Consider the following 16502-nt stretch of genomic DNA (forward strand, 5'->3'; position numbering starts at 1 on the left):
TCGCCGCGCGGAAAAGGTATGACAGCGCGCCCCCGGCAAGCCGGTTGCGCAGAAGAGCAAATAAACCAAGCAACAGGGATAAATGACATGAAACGTACATTCACCTGCCTGGCGGCGGCGCTCATCTCGACAGCGATTGGCGGCGCGGCTGCGGCCCAGGAATTCGCGCGGATCGGCGGCGGCCTGGCCGGCACCTACCCGCTGTTCTCGGCCAAGCTCTCGGAGCTGATCAACAACAACATCGACGGCGTGCGCGCCTCGGTCGTTCCCTCGGACAGCGAACAGGCCCAGGCCATGCTGCAGATGGGCGAGATGGAGTTCAACATCGCCTATACCTGGCTGGTCAAGAAGATCGCCGACGGCAATGGCGGCTATGGCGTCGATACGCCGGATGTGCGCCACATCATCACGCTTTACGGCTCGACCCTGCAGCCGATCGCCCGGCCCGACACGATCGAAAGCCTGGCCGAGCTGAAGGACACCCCGCTGCGGGTCTGGACCGGGCCCGAGGCGCAGTTCTTCTATCAGATCGTCGAGCCGGTGTTGCAGGCCCATGGCATGGAAGTCGCGGATATCCGCGAGGCCGGCGGCGTGACCGAGACGGTCGATTACGGCGGCGAGATGCAGGCCTTCCAGGACGGGCGGCTGGATGTCGGCTTTTTCTCGGGCGGCGTGCCCTATGGTCTGCTGCAGCAGATCGAACGCGCACCGGGCTTCGAGCTGGTCGGCATGACGCCCGAGGCGATGGACAAGCTGAGCGAGATCCTTCCGGGCATCACCGGCTACACGATCCCCGCCGGCACATACGAGGGGCAGGACGAGGACGAGATCGTGCCGTTCTACGTCAACCAGCTGGTGACCAACGTCAACGTGTCGGACGATCTGGTCTACGAGGTCACCAAGCTGATGTATGAGAACTATGCCGAGTTCCACGGCCTCTTCCCCGGCTCGGAAGAGATCGACGACAAGGATCCGCTGGCCAACAACGAGGTGCCGCTGCATCCCGGTGCCGAACGCTTCTACCGTGAAGTCGGCGTCATAGAATAAAGCCCGCAGGTCCCGCGGCGGCGTCCTGCCCGCCGCGGGCCGATACAAGACGAGCCGAAGGAAGCAGACCATGTCCTCCATGTCATCCACCGAGGTTCTGCTCGGACACCCATCCGCGCCCGCGGTGGACCGGGCCTTTCACTGGCTCGTCGCGGTCGTCTGCACCTTCTACGTCTTCATCCACCTCTACCTGGGCTTCTATGGCTCGCCCGACAGCCAGTTGCTGAACGCGCTGCATGTCAACTCGGCGCTGGCCATCGTGTTCATGACCCGGCCCGCCGTTGCGCGCGGGAATGCGATCTACGTGCCGCTGCGCTTCGTCGATGCGCTGGCGGTGCTGGGCTGTCTGTGGTGCGCGGCCTATTTCCTGATCGAGATCGACAGCTGGTCGATGCGGACGCTGGTGTTCCGGCCGATCGACTATTTCACCTCGATCCTCTTCGTCGTGCTGATCCTCGAGGCCTGCCGCAGGGCGGTGGGTCTCGTGCTGGTCGTGATCTGCGTGGTGCTGATGCTCTACGCGATGAATTCGGACCATTTCGGCGGCATGTTCTACGGCGCGCCGGTGACGCCGACGCGCCTGCTGCAGACGGTGTTCCTGGGCAGCGCCGGGATCTTCGGCGTCGCGGTGTCGGTGATGACGCAATACGTGGTGCTGTTCATTCTCTTCGGCGTACTGCTGAACGCGGTCGGCGGCGGGCGTTTTTTCACCCGCATGGCATTCGCGCTTTTCGGGCACCGGAGGGGCGGGCCGGCCAAGGCGGCGGTCGTGTCCTCGGCGATGCTCGGCACGATATCGGGAAGCGCGATCGGCAACGTGGTCACCACCGGCATCTTCACGATCCCGCTGATGATCCGCCTCGGCTATCGCCGGGCCTTCGCGGGGGGCGTTGAATCGGCGGCCTCGAACGCGGGCATGATCAGCCCGCCGATCATGGGCGCTGTTGCCTTCATCATGGCCGACATCATGGGCGTGTCGTACCTGTCCATCATCGCCGCCGCGGCCATTCCGGCGGCTCTCTACTACGCCGTGATGTTCGTCACCGTCGATCTCGAGGCGCGCAGACTCGGCCTCGCGCCGCTGCCGCGCACCAAGATTCCGCCCGCCTGGCCGATGCTGAAGCGCGAGGGCTACTTTCTGCTGCCGCTGGTCGTTATCTGCGTGGCGCTGACAATGGGCATGTCGGTGATCGTGGTGGCCGTGCTGACCATCGTGACAACGGTCGTGATCGGTGTCCTGCGCCGCAACGACAGGCTCGATCCGGTGCGCATGATGCAGGCGGTCGAGGAGACCGCGCGCTCGACCGCGGGGCTTTCGGCCACCGCGGCGGCGGCCGGGATCATGCTGGGCGCGATCTTTGCCGTGGGGCTGAGCTATCAGGTCGCGCAGGAAGCCGCGCGCATGGCCGACGGGCATCTCTGGGCGCTGGTGGTGCTTTGCGCGATCATGGCCATCATAATGGGCATGGGTATGAGCGCGGCGGCAGTCTACCTGACGCTTGCGGCGACGGTCATCCCGATCATGCAGCTGGCCGGCATACCCCAGATGGCCGCGCATTTCTACGCGTTCTATTTCGGCATCGCCTCGAACATCACGCCGCCCGTGGCGCTGACGGCCTATGCCGCAGCGCCAATCGCCAGGTCGAGCCCGGTTGAGACGGGACTATTCGCTGCCAAGCTGGGCATGGCCAACCTGCTGCTTCCCTTCATCTTCATCTATCATCCGGCGATCCTGCTGGAAGGCACACCGGTCGAGATCATCACCGTCTCCATCACCAGCCTGCTGGCGCTCTGCGGTTTCGCGGTGGCGACGACGGGCTATCTTTTCCGCAACCTCACCGTGGCCGAACGGCTTGCGACAGCGGCGGTCTCGGCCCTGATGTTCCTGCCCGAACCGCTCACGGACGTGGCCGGGATACTGCTGACGCTGGCCGGCGTGCTGTATCTGCGGCGAACGGCCGGGCGTGATCCGGTCATCGCGCGCAAGACGCCCGTGCGGAGCGAGACTGCCGGGCCCGAGGGCTGGCTGGCCCGCTGGGCGCGGAAACGGATGGAGAAGGAAGACGCGGCGGCGGTCGATGCGATCCCGGCGCGGGTGGACGAGGACAGCCTGCTGGAAGGGCTCTTTACCGATCCCGAGGAGGATACCCGTCTGCGCCCCGATACCCGGATCGCCGCGGCGGCCACCTGGATCGTGACCTTCGCCACGGCGGGCATATTCCAGTATGCCGGGTCAGTCTATCTGCATGCCCGCAATCCCGAGCTCTGGACCGCGCTGATGCTGGTGGCGTCGGTGGTCTTCGTCAGCGGGCTGATGATCGCCATGCGCACCCTTGGCGGCGCGCCGGCCGCGCAAGCGCAGCGTCAATCGTAGGCGGGAACCGGGGCATTGGCCGGAGCGGTGCCGTGTACCGGCATCTGCGACCAGCTGGCCTGGGTTTGCCGTGCCTCGAGTTGAAGCCATGCCTGAAGCGTTTCCAGCTGCTTCTGCTTCGGCGTCGAGTTCGGATAGACGAGAAAGTAGTCGTGGGTCACCGGATAGGTGAAATCGCAGATCCGCAGCAGATTGCCCAGCTGCAGGTCGCGCGCGGCCAGCGCGCTGCGGGCCAGGGCGATCCCGCGCCCGGCCAGCGCCGCGTCGAGCGCCATCGAAGAGGAATCGAAGCGGTGCCCGGGCAGGCTGTCCGGGGCATCCACGCCAGCCGCGCCGAGCCAGGTCTGCCAGTTCGGAAACGTCGGGATGACCTTGAGATTGTCGTCATGGATCAGTGGCAGCCGCAGCAGATCCTCCGGCCCCTTGACCGGACCGTGCCGGCGCAGGAACTCCGGGGAGCAGACCGCCGCGACCTCCTCGGTCAGGAAGGGCTCGACCTGCATGCCGGTAAAATCTCCCTTCCGCAGCCGGATCAGCGCGTCCATCTCCGAATAGCGGAATTCGAAGATCTCGCTCGAGACGGTGACTTCGAGATTGATGTTGGGATGCGCCTGATGCAGCAGGTTCAGCCGGGGCAGGAGCCATTTCGAGGCGATGCAGGCGGCCACGCGAACCCGCAGCGGACCGTCTCGGTGAACGTTCTTGATCCGCATCGTGGATTCCTCGATGGCCAGGAAGCTCTGGGTCAGCGGTTCGAGGAACTGCTTGCCGGCATCCGTCAGTTCGATCGCGCGATGTTTGCGGGTGAAGAGCGGGGTGCCGACAAAGTCCTCGAGCGCCTTGATGTGATGGCTGATCGCCGCGGGGGTCACGTGCAGTTCGGCGGCCGCAGCGGCAAAGCTGCACTTGCGCCCCGCCGCCTCGAAGGCGCGCAGGGCGTTCAGGGGGACGTTTTCGCGATGCAAGGCTTTCCTCCGACGGGCCGGCTCGATCTGGAGCGGTCGGTGCAAGCCTAGTCGGAGAGGGCCAGAGAACAATACAGTTTCGTGACAACCGGTCGTGAAGACAGGTCTGAAGGTCAAGATTCGGTCGCTGCCCGGTTCAGAGCCGCAGGCTGCGGGCCAGGACGAAGGCGTCGTCGGCAAGCATGCGGACATGTTCCTTCATCGCGCGCGCGGCTGCTTCGGCATCGCCGTCGAGCAGCGCCGCGGCGAGGGTCTCGTGCTCCTGTTCCGCCGCCTGCTTGCGTTCGGGGCGGAAGGTGATGAAGCGGCGGTAGGGGGCGAGACGCTTGTTCAGCAGCTCGATCTGGTCGCGCAGGGCGCGGTTCTCCGAGGCGGTGTGGATCGCGGCGTGGAAGGCGTCATTGCGCGCGATATAGGCATCGGCATCGCCGCTGCGCCCGGCTTCCCGGCAGGCGTCGTGGGTCTGCATGATCCTTTCCCGGTCGTGATCGGTCATCCGCTCGCAGGCCAGCCGCGCGGCGACGGCTTCCATCTCGCCCACCAGTTCGAACAGGTCGAAGACTTCGCTTACCGTTGGGCGCGCGACGACGGCGCCGATGCGCGGCTCGATGGTGACGAGGCCGCTGGCGGCGAGCAGGCGCAGGGCCTCGCGTACGGGCGTGCGCGACACCTCGAAGCGGCGCCCGAGGATCTGCTCGTCGAGCCGCCGGCCGGGCTCGAGCTCTCCCTGCACGATTTCGTCCTCCAGCGCCGCGGCAATCTCCTCGGCGCGGGTTGCCGGGCGGCCGGTTTCGCGCGGGGCGGTGTCCGCGCCTGCTGCATCTTCGGTCGCGCCGAGCGACTCTTTTTCATGGGTCTGGTCTGCCAAGGAACCTCCGGACCGAAACTTTGCCTGAATTTCAGGCGCCATGGCGTCAATATGGGTCACTAAATCAGCGGTATTCCAAAAGTTGGGCAGAATCCGTGATTTTGTGTATACATGCTGCGTGCGCCATGTCGACCTTAAATGAATAACCCAAGATCGCTGGCCCGTATAGCGTTTCGCCTGGCGGACAGCAGCAGACGAGGACATGGCATGGATCTGGAACTTCGCGACAAGCGCGTTCTCATCACCGGGGCGTCGCAGGGCATCGGCGAGGGCCTTGCAGAAGTGTTTGCCGAAGAGGGCGCGATCCTGCACCTGACAGCCCGCAGCGCCGACAAGCTCGAGGCGATAGCGGAGCGGCTGCGCAAGGCGCATGGGGTGGAGGTCACGGTCTACCCCTTGGACCTGACCGGCGGTGCGGCACCGCTCGAGCTGGCCGGGCAGACCGGCGATATCGACATCCTGATCAACAATGCCGGCGCGATCCCGGGCGGCAACCTGTGGTCGACCGACGATGCGGCCTGGCGCGAGAACTGGGATCTGAAGGTCTTCGGCTACATCAATATGTGCCGTGTCTATTACGAGAAGATGAAGGCCGCGGGTGGCGGCGTGATCATCAACGACATCGGCAACGCGGGCGAGAATTATGACCCGGATTACATCGCAGGGACCGCGGGCAACGCCAGCCTCATGGCCTTTACCCGGGCGCTCGGGGGCAAGTCGCTCGAGGACAATATCCGCGTCGTGGGGGTGAACCCCGGGCCAGTCGACACCAGCCGGATCTACAAGCTGCTCAAGCGCCGCGCCGTGGATTGGTACGGCGACGAAAGCCGCTGGGAAGAGCTGCTGAAAACCTATCCGCTGAAACGTCCGGCCAAGGTGCGCGAGATCGCGGACCTGATGGCCTTCCTGGCCTCGATCCGCTCGGGCTACACCAGCGGCGCGATCTTCACCGTCGACGGTGGCATCACCTCGCGGGCCTCGATCATCTGATGCACGCCCCGGCCGACAGCTTCGATCCCGTCCTGGACCCGGGCCCGTTCCAGTCCTTCCCGCTGCATTACGGCGGGCAATGGCAGGCCGGTCGGGGCGCCGTGCCGCGCAAGGTGCTGCGTCCGGCAACCGGATCCCCTGGCTGGAGCGTCGCGGAGGCCTCGGCAGAGGATGTCGAGGCCGCCTGTGCGGCGGCTGCAACGTCTGTCGCCGGCTGGACCGCGCTCGACACGGACGAGCGCGGTCGCCTCTTGCGAGGGCTGGCAGGGATCCTGCGGGAGAGGATGCCAGAGCTGGCAGAGTTCGAGGCGGCCGTGACCGGGCGCCCGATCCGCGAGATGCGCGCGCAGATGGGGCGCATTCCGGAATGGTTCGAGTATTTCGCGGGGATCGCGCTGGGTCTGGAAGGCGGGTCGAACCGCGTGAAGGGCGGCTTTCTCACTTACACGCGCTACCGGCCGCACGGGGTCTGCGCGCTGCTGACGCCGTGGAACCATCCGATCCTGATCCTGGTCAAGAAGATGGCCGCGGCGCTGGCGGCGGGCAATACCGTCGTCGTGAAACCCTCTGAACTGGCGCCGGTGACGTCGCTGCTGCTGGCGCAGTGGGCGGTGGAGGCGGGGATCCCGGCCGGGGTGATCAACGTGGTCACCGGCGGTCCCGAGACGGGGGCGGCGCTGGTCGCCAACACGCACGTCGCCCATATCGACCTGACCGGCGGCACGACGACCGGCAAGATCGTCGCCAGGGCCGCGGCCGAGCGGATGGTGCCCTGCACGCTGGAGCTTGGCGGCAAGACGCCCATCCTGGTTTTTGACAGCGCCGAGCTGGACGAGGCGGTGGCCGGGGCGCTCTTTGCGGGTTTCGTGGCGGCAGGTCAGACCTGTGTCTCGGGCAGCCGGTTTCTGGTGCAGCGGGGTGTCTACGAGGCCTTCGTTCAGAAGCTGGCCGGGCGGGTTGCAGCGCTGCGGCAGGGCGATCCGGCGCAGGCCGAGACCGATATCGGGCCCGTGATCTCGGCGGCCTCGCGCGACCGCTGCATGGGTTATTTCGAACGGGCGAGGGCATCTGGCGCCCGGCTCGTCGCCGGTGGCGTGTTGCCGGAGCTTCCTGCGCATCTGGTCGGGGGCTTCTTCGTCCCGCCAACGGTCTTTGCCGACGTCCCCCCCGATCACGAGATGTTCCGCGACGAGATCTTCGGTCCCGTCGTCTCGGTCACCGCTTTCGACACCGAGGACGAGGCCGTCCGCCTCGCCAATGCCGGCCCCTATGCGCTCGGCGCCTCGGTCTGGACCCGCGATATCCTGCTGGCGCACCGGGTGGTGGACCGGCTGAAGGCCGGGGTCGTCTGGATCAATGACCACCACAAGAACGACCCGCGCTCGATCTGGGGCGGGTCGGGGGAAAGCGGGTACGGCCATGAGAACGGCTGGGACGCGCTGAAGGGCTACCTGATCAAGGGGTCCGTCACCGTGCGCACGACCGACAGTTTCGGGGACTGGTTCGCCGGGGGCTCGCGCTATGGATGACATGCTCTCCGCCGAAATCCGTGACCTGTCGCCGGTCTACAAGGGCAGGGGGCGGGAACTGGTGCGCATCCAAGAGCCGACCGGCATTTCCGTCGTTCTGGCGCGACATTCGATCCGCGAGGGAGTGCCGCCGTCGGACCGCATCGTCGTCATGACACCCCGCCCGGGCCGGATCGGGCGGATCCTCGGCAACCCGCTGCCACTTCCGCGGAGAAAGACATGAGAGAGATCCGCATCCGCCTGTTGTGGCACAAGCAGGCCCAGTTCGCCGGCTATCTGCTGGCCGAACAGCTGGGGCTGGGCGAACGCGCCGGGGTGCGGATCATCTGCGAGGGGCTGGATTTCTCGTGCAAGCACGTGAACGCGGTGCTGACCGGCCTGACCGAGATGTGCGTGGCGAGCCCCGCGCATCTGGTCGAATCCTCCGACCCCGCCGCGCTGCGCTGGCTGCTGTCGATCCAGCAGGACAGCCCGCTGGTCTACCCTGCCCGCCGCTCGGACGGGATCGCGTCGATTGCCGATCTGGCGGGGCGCAGCGCCGGGGTCTGGCCGGGGCATGAAGACCTAGAACTGCGCTGGATCCTCGCGCGGGCGGGGCTGTCGGACGATGCGGTGACGCGGGTGGAGATGCCCGACACGGTGACGCCGTTCCTGCAGGGCGAGACGGCGACCGGCCAGATGACCTGCTATCACGAACTGCACATGGTCGAAAAGGCGATCCCGGCCGAGGATCTGGTGATCTTCGACGGCAAGGGCAGCGGCTGCGCCATCCTGAAGGACGGGCTGATCGCCTCGGCCGCCCTGGTGGATGAGGAACCGGAGGTGGTGCAGACGGTGGTCGACGCGGTGCTCGAAGGCTGGACCATCGCCTTCGACGATCCCGGGCGCGCGGTGGCAGCCTGCCTTGCGGCACGGCCCGACCGGACGGCGGAAGAAGAGCGGACGCAGCTGGACGCGATCCGGGCCCTGTCGATGACCGGCGCCACGCTGACCGAGGGGCTGGGGTATCCCGACCCGGGCCACATGGAAAACGCCGTTGCCGCCATGGCCGAGCTGGGCGAAACGCCGCCCGAGACGGAAGGCCTGCGCGATGCGCGGTTCTGGCAGGCGGCACCCGCGCGGGTCCGCCGCCCGGATTGGCAGGTGTGACGTGACGCTGCCCGAACGCGCAGAGGTCATCGTGGTGGGCGGCGGTATCGTCGGCCTTGCGGCGGCGCTTGCGCTGGCGGAGGCAGGCGCCGCCCCCCTGCTGCTCGAGGCGCGAAGCTTTGGCGGAGCGGTCACCGGCGGAAGCCTGGCCGCCATCGGCACGCATATGCACGGGCTCGAGGAATATGCGGTGATGGACGAGGCCTGCGCGCTCTGGCGCGATCTCGCCGCGCGGACCGGCAATCCGTTCGAGTACAATCCGCAGGGCCAGATCGGTTTCCTGCTCGATGCCGACGGGGTCGAGGCGGGCGAACGCTGGGTCGCGGACGAGCGTGCCCTGGGCGCGGATTGCCGCCTGGTGACGCCGGCGGAGCTGGCAGAAATCGAGCCCAACCTCACCGGTCCGATCCTTGGCGCGACCTTTGCGCCCGACACCGCGACCGTGAATCCGTTCCTTGCTGCCCGCACGGTTCTGTCGCTGGCCCGCGCGGCGGGTGCGAGCGCACGCGATCACGCGCCGGTCGCCGATCTGCTGGTCGAGGCCGGGCGCGTGGCCGGCGTGCGCATGGAGAACGGCACCGAGATTCGCGCCGAACATGTGGTGCTTGCATCGGGCCCCTGGACGCAGGATGTCAGCGCGCGTGTGGGCATCGACCTGCCGCTGGTGCCACGGCAGGCGCAGTGCCTTGCCACGCTGCGCCAGCGCCCCGGCACCATACGCCGCATCGTCAGCGCCGTGGAAAGCGGCGGCGGCGTGGACAGCGGCTATACCCAGATCCAGCAGGCCGGTTCGGGGCAGATCCTGTTCAACACCGTGGTCGGGCTGATCGAGACGCCGGAGGGCGCAAGGGACCGGATCAACGAGGTGCCCAGCGGCTTCGTGCTGACCTCGATCGATACGCTGAGCCTGCTGTTCCCTTCGCTTGCCGGGGTCCCGCTGCTGCGCTCCTGGGTGCGGTTCGAGGCGGTGTCGCCCGATGCCCGCTTCCTCGCCGGACGGCTGCCGCGCGACGGGCTGTGGATCTGTGCCGGCGACAATGGCTCGGGCTACTGCCGCGCGCTGATGCTGGGTCGGTTCCTCGCCGGAGAGATCACGGGCCAGCCGGCGCTGGCGCCCGCGCTTCGGGCCGAGGCCCGGGCACTCTATGACCCGGACCGGTTCGGACGCGCGGCATGACCATGATCGAGATCGAAATCGACGGCGCAAGCGTCGTCTGCCGCGAGGGCCTGCCGCTGACCGAAGTCCTGATGTCCGGCGCGCCCTCCTGGCGTCGCAGCCCGAAACTCGGCGCGCCGAGGGGCATGTTCTGCGGCATGGGCCTTTGCTTCGAATGCGCGGTCGAGGTCGATGGCACCTGGGCACGCGCCTGCCTCGAACGCACGCGTGCGGGCATGCGTGTCCGGACCGGGGAGGGGGACATTTGACCGCCGAACGCCTTTCCTGCGATGTGGCCGTCGTTGGCGCGGGCCCTGCCGGACTGGCCGCCGCAAGCGCCGCGGCCACCGCCGGGGCAAGCGTGATCTGCCTTGATGCCTTCGGTCAGCCCGGCGGGCAATATGCCATGCAGCCGACGCAGGCGGGCAGCGCCTTTGCCGAAACTTCGGCGGTGCTGTCGGGTCAGGACGCCGCGCAGCAGGCGGCGGCGGCCGGGGCCAAGATCCTCTGCGGCGCCGAGGTCTTCTGGGGCGCGCCGGTGCCGGGGGGGTTCTGCCTGTCGGTGAACAGGCAGGGCAGTGCGCTGGCGGTCGAGGCCCGTGCCGTTGTCGTGGCCGCCGGCGCCATGGAGCGCCCGCTGCCCTTTCCCGGCTGGACATTGCCCGGCGTGATCGGCGCCGGCGCTGCCCAGCGGATGCTCAAGACCGGCAGCGGCGCGCTGCCGATGACGGGCAGCACGGTGCTGGCCGGGAGCGGTCCGTTCCTTTTGGCCGTGGCACAAAGCTTTGCGCGTGCGGGCCAGCCGCTGGATCATTTCGTGGAGATGCAACGTCCCTCGCTCACGGGGCTGACCGGGCTTTTCATGCGGCACCCCGACAGGGTTTTCGAAGCGATGCGGCTTGGCCGTGATCTTCGGGGCACCGGGGCCACCCGGCATTTCGGCCATATCGTCACGCGCGCCATCGGTCGCGACCGGGTCGAGGCGGTGGAGATCGCACCGCTCGATGGCTCCGGTCGGCCCGACATGAGCCGCACGACCCGGATCGAGCGCGTCGGCACGCTGGCCGTCGGTTACGGGTTCCAGCCGGTGATCGACCTGACCACCGCGCTCGGCGCCGCGCATGATTTCGACGCCGCCCTGGGCGGCTGGCATTGCCGCGCCGATGACGATGGTGCGACCACGATCCCCAACCTCTGGGCCGCGGGCGAGACACTGGGGATCGGCGGCGCCGCTCCGGCGCAGCTATCGGGCCGCATCGCCGGAGGCGCGGCGGCTGCGGCCCTCGGCTTTCCGGCCGACGACACGGCCGAACCGCGCAAGAGGGTGCGCCGCGCGCGGGCCTTTGCGGCCGGTCTCGCGGCTCTGTTTCCGATGCCCCGGCATCTGCCGCTGGAGCTGCCTGACGACGAGCTGATATGCCGCTGCGAGGATATCCGCGCGGGGGATATTGCGACCGCCATCGCCGAAGGCGCGCACGAGAGTTTTGCCGTCAAGACATGGACCCGCGCGGGCATGGGCCCCTGCCAGGGCCGGATCTGCGGCGCGGGGGTCGCCGCCGCGCTGGCCCGGGCCGGTATCCCGTCCGAGACGGCCTCGTACAACCGTGCCCACCTGCCGCTGCGCCCGGTGCCACTGCCGCTGGTGCGCGATGCGATGGAGGCCCAGAACCAGATGGAGACCCGCGCATGACCGAAACCTCGACCCCCGCCACGCCGCTTTATTCCCGGGGGCGCCATGTCACGCTGCGGCTGAAGCCGGGCGAGGAAGTGCTGGGCACCCTGCAGGATTTCGTCGTGACCCATGGCATTGCCGCCTGCGCCATCGTCTCCTCGGTGGGGTCGCTTACCCATGCGGCAATCCGCTATGCCAACCAGCCCGATACCACGCGGCTGGAAGGCCATTTCGAGATCTGTTCGCTGATCGGCACGCTGGAATGCGCGGCCCCGGGCGAGGCGCTGAACGGCGCGGAGGCCTCCGCGCAGGGCGGCGCTCATGTGCACCTGTCGATTTCGGATGGCTCGGGGCGGATGATCGGCGGCCACATGATGCGCGGCTGTCATGTCTACACGACCCTCGAAATCGTGCTGCTGGTGCTGGACGAGCTGTCCTTCACCCGGGAGCACTGCGACGCCTCGGGCTATTCCGAGCTCGTCATTCGCGCGGCCCTGCGCGGCAAGACCCCAAAAGAAAACCAAGAAACAACGTGACAACAGGGACTGACAACCGATGAAACTCGAAACCAAATCTCTTGTGCTGATGGCCGTGGCCATCGTGATCAACGTGGTGGTCGGACAGATCGCCGTCTGGATCAAGCTGCCGCTTTATGTCGATGCCGTGGGCACCGTTCTGGTCGGCATCCTCGCCGGACCCTTCGCAGGCGCGCTGACCGGCGTGCTGACCAACCTGATATGGGGCCTGATCTCGGACCCGGTCGCGGCCGCCTTCTTCCCGGTGTCGCTGGTGATCGGTGCGCTGGCGGGGATCCTGGCGCGCATGGGTTGGTTCAAGTCCGTCGGCATGACCGTCGCGGCGGGCGCCGTGATCGGCGTGATCTCGACCATCGTGGCGGTGCCGATCATCGTCTACATGTTCGGCGGCGTGACCGGCGCGGGCACCGATTTCGCCACCGCCTACCTGCTGGCCGTGGGTCAGGAACTGGTGCAATCCGTGGCGATCGCCAACCTGGTGCAGAACCTCGCGGACAAGATCCTCACCTGCCTGATCGCCTGGCTGATCGTGAAGCGCCTGCCGATGCGGTTCACCTCGGGCTTCGCCTTCTACGGCTACACCAAGGCCTAAGACATGGCCGTCGCGCGACCTCAGGGGGCCGATCACGCCCTGCTCTATGTCCCTGGCCGGAGCTTCCTGCACCGGCTGAACCCCCTGACCAAGCTTACGCTGGTCCTGTGGTGCGCGGTCGCGGCCTTTGCGCTGCCGCCAGAGGGGACGATCCCGCTGGCGCTGCTGTCGATCCTGATCGGCAGTTTCGCCGGGGCGGGCAGGGTGTTCGCGCGGCGGCTGGCGCTGACGCTGCTGCCGCTCTCGGTGGCGTTGTTCGTCGTCCACGGGATGCTGGTGGACCATGCCGGGGCGCGCGCGTCGCTGCTCGGCCTCGATCTCAGCCGCGAAGGGCTGGCCTACATGGTGCGGATCCTCGGCCGGATTGCGGCACTGCTGTCGGGATCGCTGCTCTTCGTCTGCACGACGCATCCGTCCCGGCTGCTCAAGGCGCTGGATGCCCACCGTTTTTCCCCCGGGGCCGCCTATGTGATCGCGAGCCCGCTGCTGCTGCTGGAGCCCTTCACCCAGCGGGCGAAGGCGATCCGAGAGGCGCAGATGGCGCGGGGGCTCGATCTGGAAGGGAGTTTCATGACCCGGGTGAAGGCCTTCCCGGCGCTTCTGATGCCGCTGGTGACGCTGGCGCTGGCAGATATCGACCACCGCGCGCAGGTACTGGACGGGCGCGGCTTTCGCGCCATGCCGCACCGCACCGTTCTGGACGCACCCGCCGACAGCCGCCAGCAAAGGGCCGTGCGTTGGGCGGTGCTCGTCTCGATTCCCGTGCTCATCGCCGGAGGCGTCCTGTGGCACTTATAAACGTCTCCGGCCTGTCTTTCGCCTATGAAAGCACGCCGGTTCTGCAGAATGTGAACCTGTCCGTCGCGCCTGGCGAGAAGCTGGCGATCCTTGGCGGCAACGGTTCGGGCAAAAGCACGCTGGCGCAGTGGATCGCCGGCTGGCTGCCGCGCGGCAGCTACGCGGCGAACGCCGGCGAAGTGACCGTCGAGGGACAGCCCTGGGCCGAGCTCGACGCTGCCACGCGCGCCGGTGCCGTGCAGTTCGTGGGGCAGGTGCCGATGCAGCAGCTCTCGGGCTTTTCCTTCACCGTGCGCGACGAGATCGCCTTCGGGCCCGGCAACCTCGCCCTGCCCGAGGCCAAGATCCGTGCGCGGGTCGATGCGGCGGTGGAAATCTGCAATCTCGGTCACCTGCTCGACCGTGATCCGTTTTCCTTGTCGGGAGGGGAACAACAGCGGCTGTCGATCGCCGCCGCTCTGGCGATGCAGCCGCGCGCGCTGGTGCTGGACGAGCCCACCGGGAATTTCGATCCCGAATCCCGCGAGGCACTGCTGGCGCAGCTGGAAAAGCTGCCCGGGGCGCTGGCGATTGTCTGGTGCGATGTCACGCTCGGCGCGCCGCTTTCGGTGGCCGAACGGGTGCTGCTGTTGGATGGCGGGCGGATCGCCTATGACGGCGATGTGGCCGGGCTGCTGACGCATCCGCGCACCGCGGAGATCTTCGGCCTGCCTGCCGTGGCACAGACGGCGCTGATGCTTCGGGAACGGGGGCTCTGGCCCGCGGAGGCGCCGATCAGCATGGATGTCGGCCGGGTTGCCTCGGCGCTGCGGCCGATGCTGGAGAGCGCGCGATGACCGGGCTGCTGACGCTTGACGCCGTGCGTTTCGGCTATGATCCCGAGCGACCGGTGCTGGAGGATATCTCTTTTGCCGTGCAGCACGGCGAGGTGGTCGCCGTGGTGGGGCGCAATGGCGCCGGGAAATCGACGATGCTGCGTCTGCTGAACGGGCTGTTGCGGCCCGATGCGGGGCGGCTGACCATCGCGGGCCGGGACAGCGCGGATCTGAAGGTCAGCGAGATCGCCGCCCATATCGGCACGGTGTTCCAGGCGCCGGAACAGCAGATCTTCAACGCGACGGTACGCAGCGAGATCGGCTTTGGCCCCGCGCAGCAGGGCCTGGCGCCCAGGGAACAGGCCGCGCGGATCGACGAGGCCGTCGCGCGCACCGGGCTCGAAGGGGTGCTCGACACCCATCCGCTGGATCTTGACGCCGCCATGCGGCGCTTTGTGGCGGTGGCTTCGGTGATCGCCTGCCGTCCCGATCTGATGCTGCTTGACGAGGCTCAACGCGGGCTGGATGCGACGCGGCGTGCGACCCTCGGCGGGATCATCGCCGACTGGAAGGCTTCGGGCCGCGCCATCGTGCTGGTTTGCCACGACATGGATTTCGTTGCCGCACATGCCGACCGTGTGCTGGGACTGGCCGCCGGGCGACTGGCCGTCGATGCGCCTGTGCGCGACTTCTTCGCCGATGCCGCCGCCACGCGCGCGGTGTCGGTGGAACAACCGGGCATCGTGGCGCTGGCCCAGGCCTTGGGCCAGCCTGTCGCGCTCAGCGCGTCCGAACTGGTGACGGGGCTGGCGCCAAGACTGAAAGGAGGGGCCTGAATGCGGCTCATCATCGATACCGATACGGCGGGGGATGACGCCTTTTCCATCCTGCTGGCGCTGAAGGCGCCGCATGTCACGCTGGAAGGCATCACCATCTGCAACGGCAACGTGCCCTTCGACCAGCAGGCCGAGAACGCGCTTTACACGCTGGAGGTCGCGGGCGCCGGCGGCACGGTGCCCGTATACAAGGGCTGCCCCCTGCCGATGCTGCGCAAGCCGGTCGACGCCACCGAATTCTTCGGCGCCGACGGTATGAGTGACGCGAATTTCCCAATGGCCGCGCAGCGCCCGGAAGCGGGCCATGCCGTCGATTTCCTGATCGACACGATCATGTCCAACCCCGGCGAGATCGAGATCCTCGCCCAGGCGCCGCTGACCAATATCGCCACCGCCTGGGTCAAGGAGCCGCGCATCGCGGACAACCTCAAGCATCTCTGGGTCATGGGCGGGCTCGACAATTCCATCGGCAACACCACGCCCGCCTCCGAGTTCAATTTTTACGTCGATCCGGAGGCGGCGAAGATCGTGGTCAACGCCGGGTTCAGGCTCACGCTCTCGACCTGGACCCTGACCATGTCCTCGGGGCTTTTGCCCGACGAAAAGCTGCGGGTGATCGAGGCGATGGACACGCCCCTGTCGCGCTTCTTCATGACCATCAGCCAGGCGCCCTTCAAGCGCACCGAGATGCGGTACGGCCGCCCGCTGTCGACCCATCCCGACAGCCTGACATGCGCCTGCGCCATTGATCCGGAAATCATGCTGGAGGTCGCGGACTGCCTCGTCGATGTCGAAACCCAGGGCGAGCTGACCCGCGCCTATTCCTCGATCTGCACACCGCTGACCGCAGAAGAGGCCGAGATCGACTTTCTCTGGCCCTCGGCCCCGGCGAATGCCCGGGTGATCCGCAAGGCCGACACCAACCGCTTTGCCGACATGCTGATCGCGGCGCTGGCAGAATGACCGCGGCTTATGCCGGGTGCTTTCGGACAAGATATCCCAGTGGGTGGACTGTTTCGGAAGGGCGAGACCAGTCGGCGCAGGGATTGCCGCGAAGCTCGCGACGACCGCTTATCAGCCCCTTGCGCAATTGCGATTCGGGTGACAGTTAGGGGCCGGTCTCTGGGTGGGCGCGGCGCCGTTTCCGGTCTGATGCGAGAATGGGCAACGCGCCG

17 protein-coding genes are annotated in these 16502 nt (G+C 67.5%); 15 read left to right on the top strand and 2 right to left on the bottom strand.

The window, feature by feature from the left end:
• Nucleotides 1-87: 87 nt before the first annotated feature.
• Nucleotides 88-1047, top strand: a complete 960-nt coding sequence (locus tag ATO3_RS18825; protein ID WP_158218012.1) for a TAXI family TRAP transporter solute-binding subunit — start codon at nt 88-90, stop codon at nt 1045-1047.
• Between the two features lie 70 nt (nt 1048-1117).
• Entirely contained in the window at nt 1118-3421 is a 2304-nt protein-coding gene (locus ATO3_RS18830) for a TRAP transporter permease (protein ID WP_088651448.1), read from the top strand.
• On the opposite strand, the gene ATO3_RS18835 is transcribed toward ATO3_RS18830, so the two are convergent.
• Nucleotides 3412-4386 (bottom strand): LysR substrate-binding domain-containing protein, encoded by a 975-nt coding sequence (locus ATO3_RS18835; protein ID WP_158218013.1) that lies wholly within the window; start codon nt 4384-4386, stop codon nt 3412-3414. The genes ATO3_RS18830 and ATO3_RS18835 overlap by 10 nt on opposite strands.
• Before the next feature lie 136 nt (nt 4387-4522).
• Nucleotides 4523-5254 carry a GntR family transcriptional regulator gene (locus ATO3_RS18840; RefSeq protein WP_158218014.1) on the bottom strand — a complete coding sequence of 244 codons (732 nt, stop codon included), beginning with the start codon at nt 5252-5254 and terminating at the stop codon, nt 4523-4525.
• A 207-nt stretch (nt 5255-5461) separates the two neighbouring features.
• Here ATO3_RS18840 and ATO3_RS18845 point away from each other — a divergent pair, with 207 nt between their 5' ends.
• Genes ATO3_RS18845 through ATO3_RS18905 form a run of 13 tightly spaced genes read left to right on the top strand, consistent with a single transcriptional unit; the run spans nt 5462 to nt 16290 of the window.
• Nucleotides 5462-6244, top strand: coding sequence for an SDR family oxidoreductase (locus tag ATO3_RS18845; protein WP_088651451.1), 783 nt, complete (start codon nt 5462-5464; stop codon nt 6242-6244).
• Nucleotides 6244-7773, top strand: a complete 1530-nt coding sequence (locus tag ATO3_RS18850; RefSeq protein WP_088651452.1) for an aldehyde dehydrogenase family protein — start codon at nt 6244-6246, stop codon at nt 7771-7773. The genes ATO3_RS18845 and ATO3_RS18850 overlap by 1 nt, the downstream gene beginning before the upstream one ends.
• On the top strand, nt 7766-7996 hold the full coding sequence (locus ATO3_RS18855) for a hypothetical protein (protein ID WP_198963306.1): 231 nt from the start codon (nt 7766-7768) through the stop codon (nt 7994-7996). The genes ATO3_RS18850 and ATO3_RS18855 overlap by 8 nt, the downstream gene beginning before the upstream one ends.
• A complete protein-coding gene (locus ATO3_RS18860) occupies nt 7993-8922 on the top strand; it encodes an ABC transporter substrate-binding protein (protein ID WP_088651453.1) in 930 nt (309 codons plus the stop codon). Before ATO3_RS18855 ends, ATO3_RS18860 begins: the two co-directional genes overlap by 4 nt.
• 1 nt (nt 8923) lies before the next feature.
• Nucleotides 8924-10099: an NAD(P)/FAD-dependent oxidoreductase gene (locus tag ATO3_RS18865; RefSeq protein WP_158218015.1), complete on the top strand. Its 1176-nt coding sequence runs from the start codon at nt 8924-8926 to the stop codon at nt 10097-10099.
• Nucleotides 10096-10347, top strand: a complete 252-nt coding sequence (locus ATO3_RS18870; protein ID WP_088651455.1) for a (2Fe-2S)-binding protein — start codon at nt 10096-10098, stop codon at nt 10345-10347. The genes ATO3_RS18865 and ATO3_RS18870 overlap by 4 nt, the downstream gene beginning before the upstream one ends.
• A complete protein-coding gene (locus tag ATO3_RS18875) occupies nt 10344-11768 on the top strand; it encodes a (2Fe-2S)-binding protein (protein WP_158218016.1) in 1425 nt (474 codons plus the stop codon). The genes ATO3_RS18870 and ATO3_RS18875 overlap by 4 nt, the downstream gene beginning before the upstream one ends.
• Nucleotides 11765-12286, top strand: coding sequence for a PPC domain-containing DNA-binding protein (locus ATO3_RS18880; RefSeq protein ID WP_088651457.1), 522 nt, complete (start codon nt 11765-11767; stop codon nt 12284-12286). The genes ATO3_RS18875 and ATO3_RS18880 overlap by 4 nt, the downstream gene beginning before the upstream one ends.
• Nucleotides 12287-12305: 19 nt before the next feature.
• Complete coding sequence (locus ATO3_RS18885; RefSeq protein WP_088651458.1) at nt 12306-12878, top strand: ECF transporter S component; 573 nt, start codon at nt 12306-12308, stop codon at nt 12876-12878.
• 3 nt (nt 12879-12881) lie between these two features.
• Nucleotides 12882-13676 carry an energy-coupling factor transporter transmembrane component T family protein gene (locus tag ATO3_RS18890; RefSeq protein WP_088651459.1) on the top strand — a complete coding sequence of 265 codons (795 nt, stop codon included), beginning with the start codon at nt 12882-12884 and terminating at the stop codon, nt 13674-13676.
• Nucleotides 13664-14512, top strand: a complete 849-nt coding sequence (locus ATO3_RS18895; protein WP_158218017.1) for an energy-coupling factor ABC transporter ATP-binding protein — start codon at nt 13664-13666, stop codon at nt 14510-14512. The genes ATO3_RS18890 and ATO3_RS18895 overlap by 13 nt, the downstream gene beginning before the upstream one ends.
• On the top strand, nt 14509-15327 hold the full coding sequence (locus ATO3_RS18900; protein WP_088651461.1) for an energy-coupling factor ABC transporter ATP-binding protein: 819 nt from the start codon (nt 14509-14511) through the stop codon (nt 15325-15327). The genes ATO3_RS18895 and ATO3_RS18900 overlap by 4 nt, the downstream gene beginning before the upstream one ends.
• Nucleotides 15328-16290, top strand: coding sequence for a nucleoside hydrolase (locus ATO3_RS18905; protein ID WP_088651462.1), 963 nt, complete (start codon nt 15328-15330; stop codon nt 16288-16290).
• Nucleotides 16291-16502 lie beyond the last annotated feature (212 nt).

Origin of the sequence: Marinibacterium profundimaris, assembly GCF_002210095.1 — a bacterium.
In the GTDB taxonomy this organism is placed as follows: Bacteria; Pseudomonadota; Alphaproteobacteria; order Rhodobacterales; family Rhodobacteraceae; genus Marinibacterium; species Marinibacterium profundimaris.

Coding starts and splice junctions, on each gene's coding strand:
- ATO3_RS18825 (WP_158218012.1), top strand. CDS start 88: ATGAAACGTACATTCACCTGCCTGGCGGCGGCGCTCATCTCGACAGCG.
- ATO3_RS18830 (WP_088651448.1), top strand. CDS start 1,118: ATGTCCTCCATGTCATCCACCGAGGTTCTGCTCGGACACCCATCCGCG.
- ATO3_RS18845 (WP_088651451.1), top strand. CDS start 5,462: ATGGATCTGGAACTTCGCGACAAGCGCGTTCTCATCACCGGGGCGTCG.
- ATO3_RS18850 (WP_088651452.1), top strand. CDS start 6,244: ATGCACGCCCCGGCCGACAGCTTCGATCCCGTCCTGGACCCGGGCCCG.
- ATO3_RS18855 (WP_198963306.1), top strand. CDS start 7,766: ATGGATGACATGCTCTCCGCCGAAATCCGTGACCTGTCGCCGGTCTAC.
- ATO3_RS18860 (WP_088651453.1), top strand. CDS start 7,993: ATGAGAGAGATCCGCATCCGCCTGTTGTGGCACAAGCAGGCCCAGTTC.
- ATO3_RS18870 (WP_088651455.1), top strand. CDS start 10,096: ATGACCATGATCGAGATCGAAATCGACGGCGCAAGCGTCGTCTGCCGC.
- ATO3_RS18880 (WP_088651457.1), top strand. CDS start 11,765: ATGACCGAAACCTCGACCCCCGCCACGCCGCTTTATTCCCGGGGGCGC.
- ATO3_RS18885 (WP_088651458.1), top strand. CDS start 12,306: ATGAAACTCGAAACCAAATCTCTTGTGCTGATGGCCGTGGCCATCGTG.
- ATO3_RS18890 (WP_088651459.1), top strand. CDS start 12,882: ATGGCCGTCGCGCGACCTCAGGGGGCCGATCACGCCCTGCTCTATGTC.
- ATO3_RS18900 (WP_088651461.1), top strand. CDS start 14,509: ATGACCGGGCTGCTGACGCTTGACGCCGTGCGTTTCGGCTATGATCCC.
- ATO3_RS18905 (WP_088651462.1), top strand. CDS start 15,328: ATGCGGCTCATCATCGATACCGATACGGCGGGGGATGACGCCTTTTCC.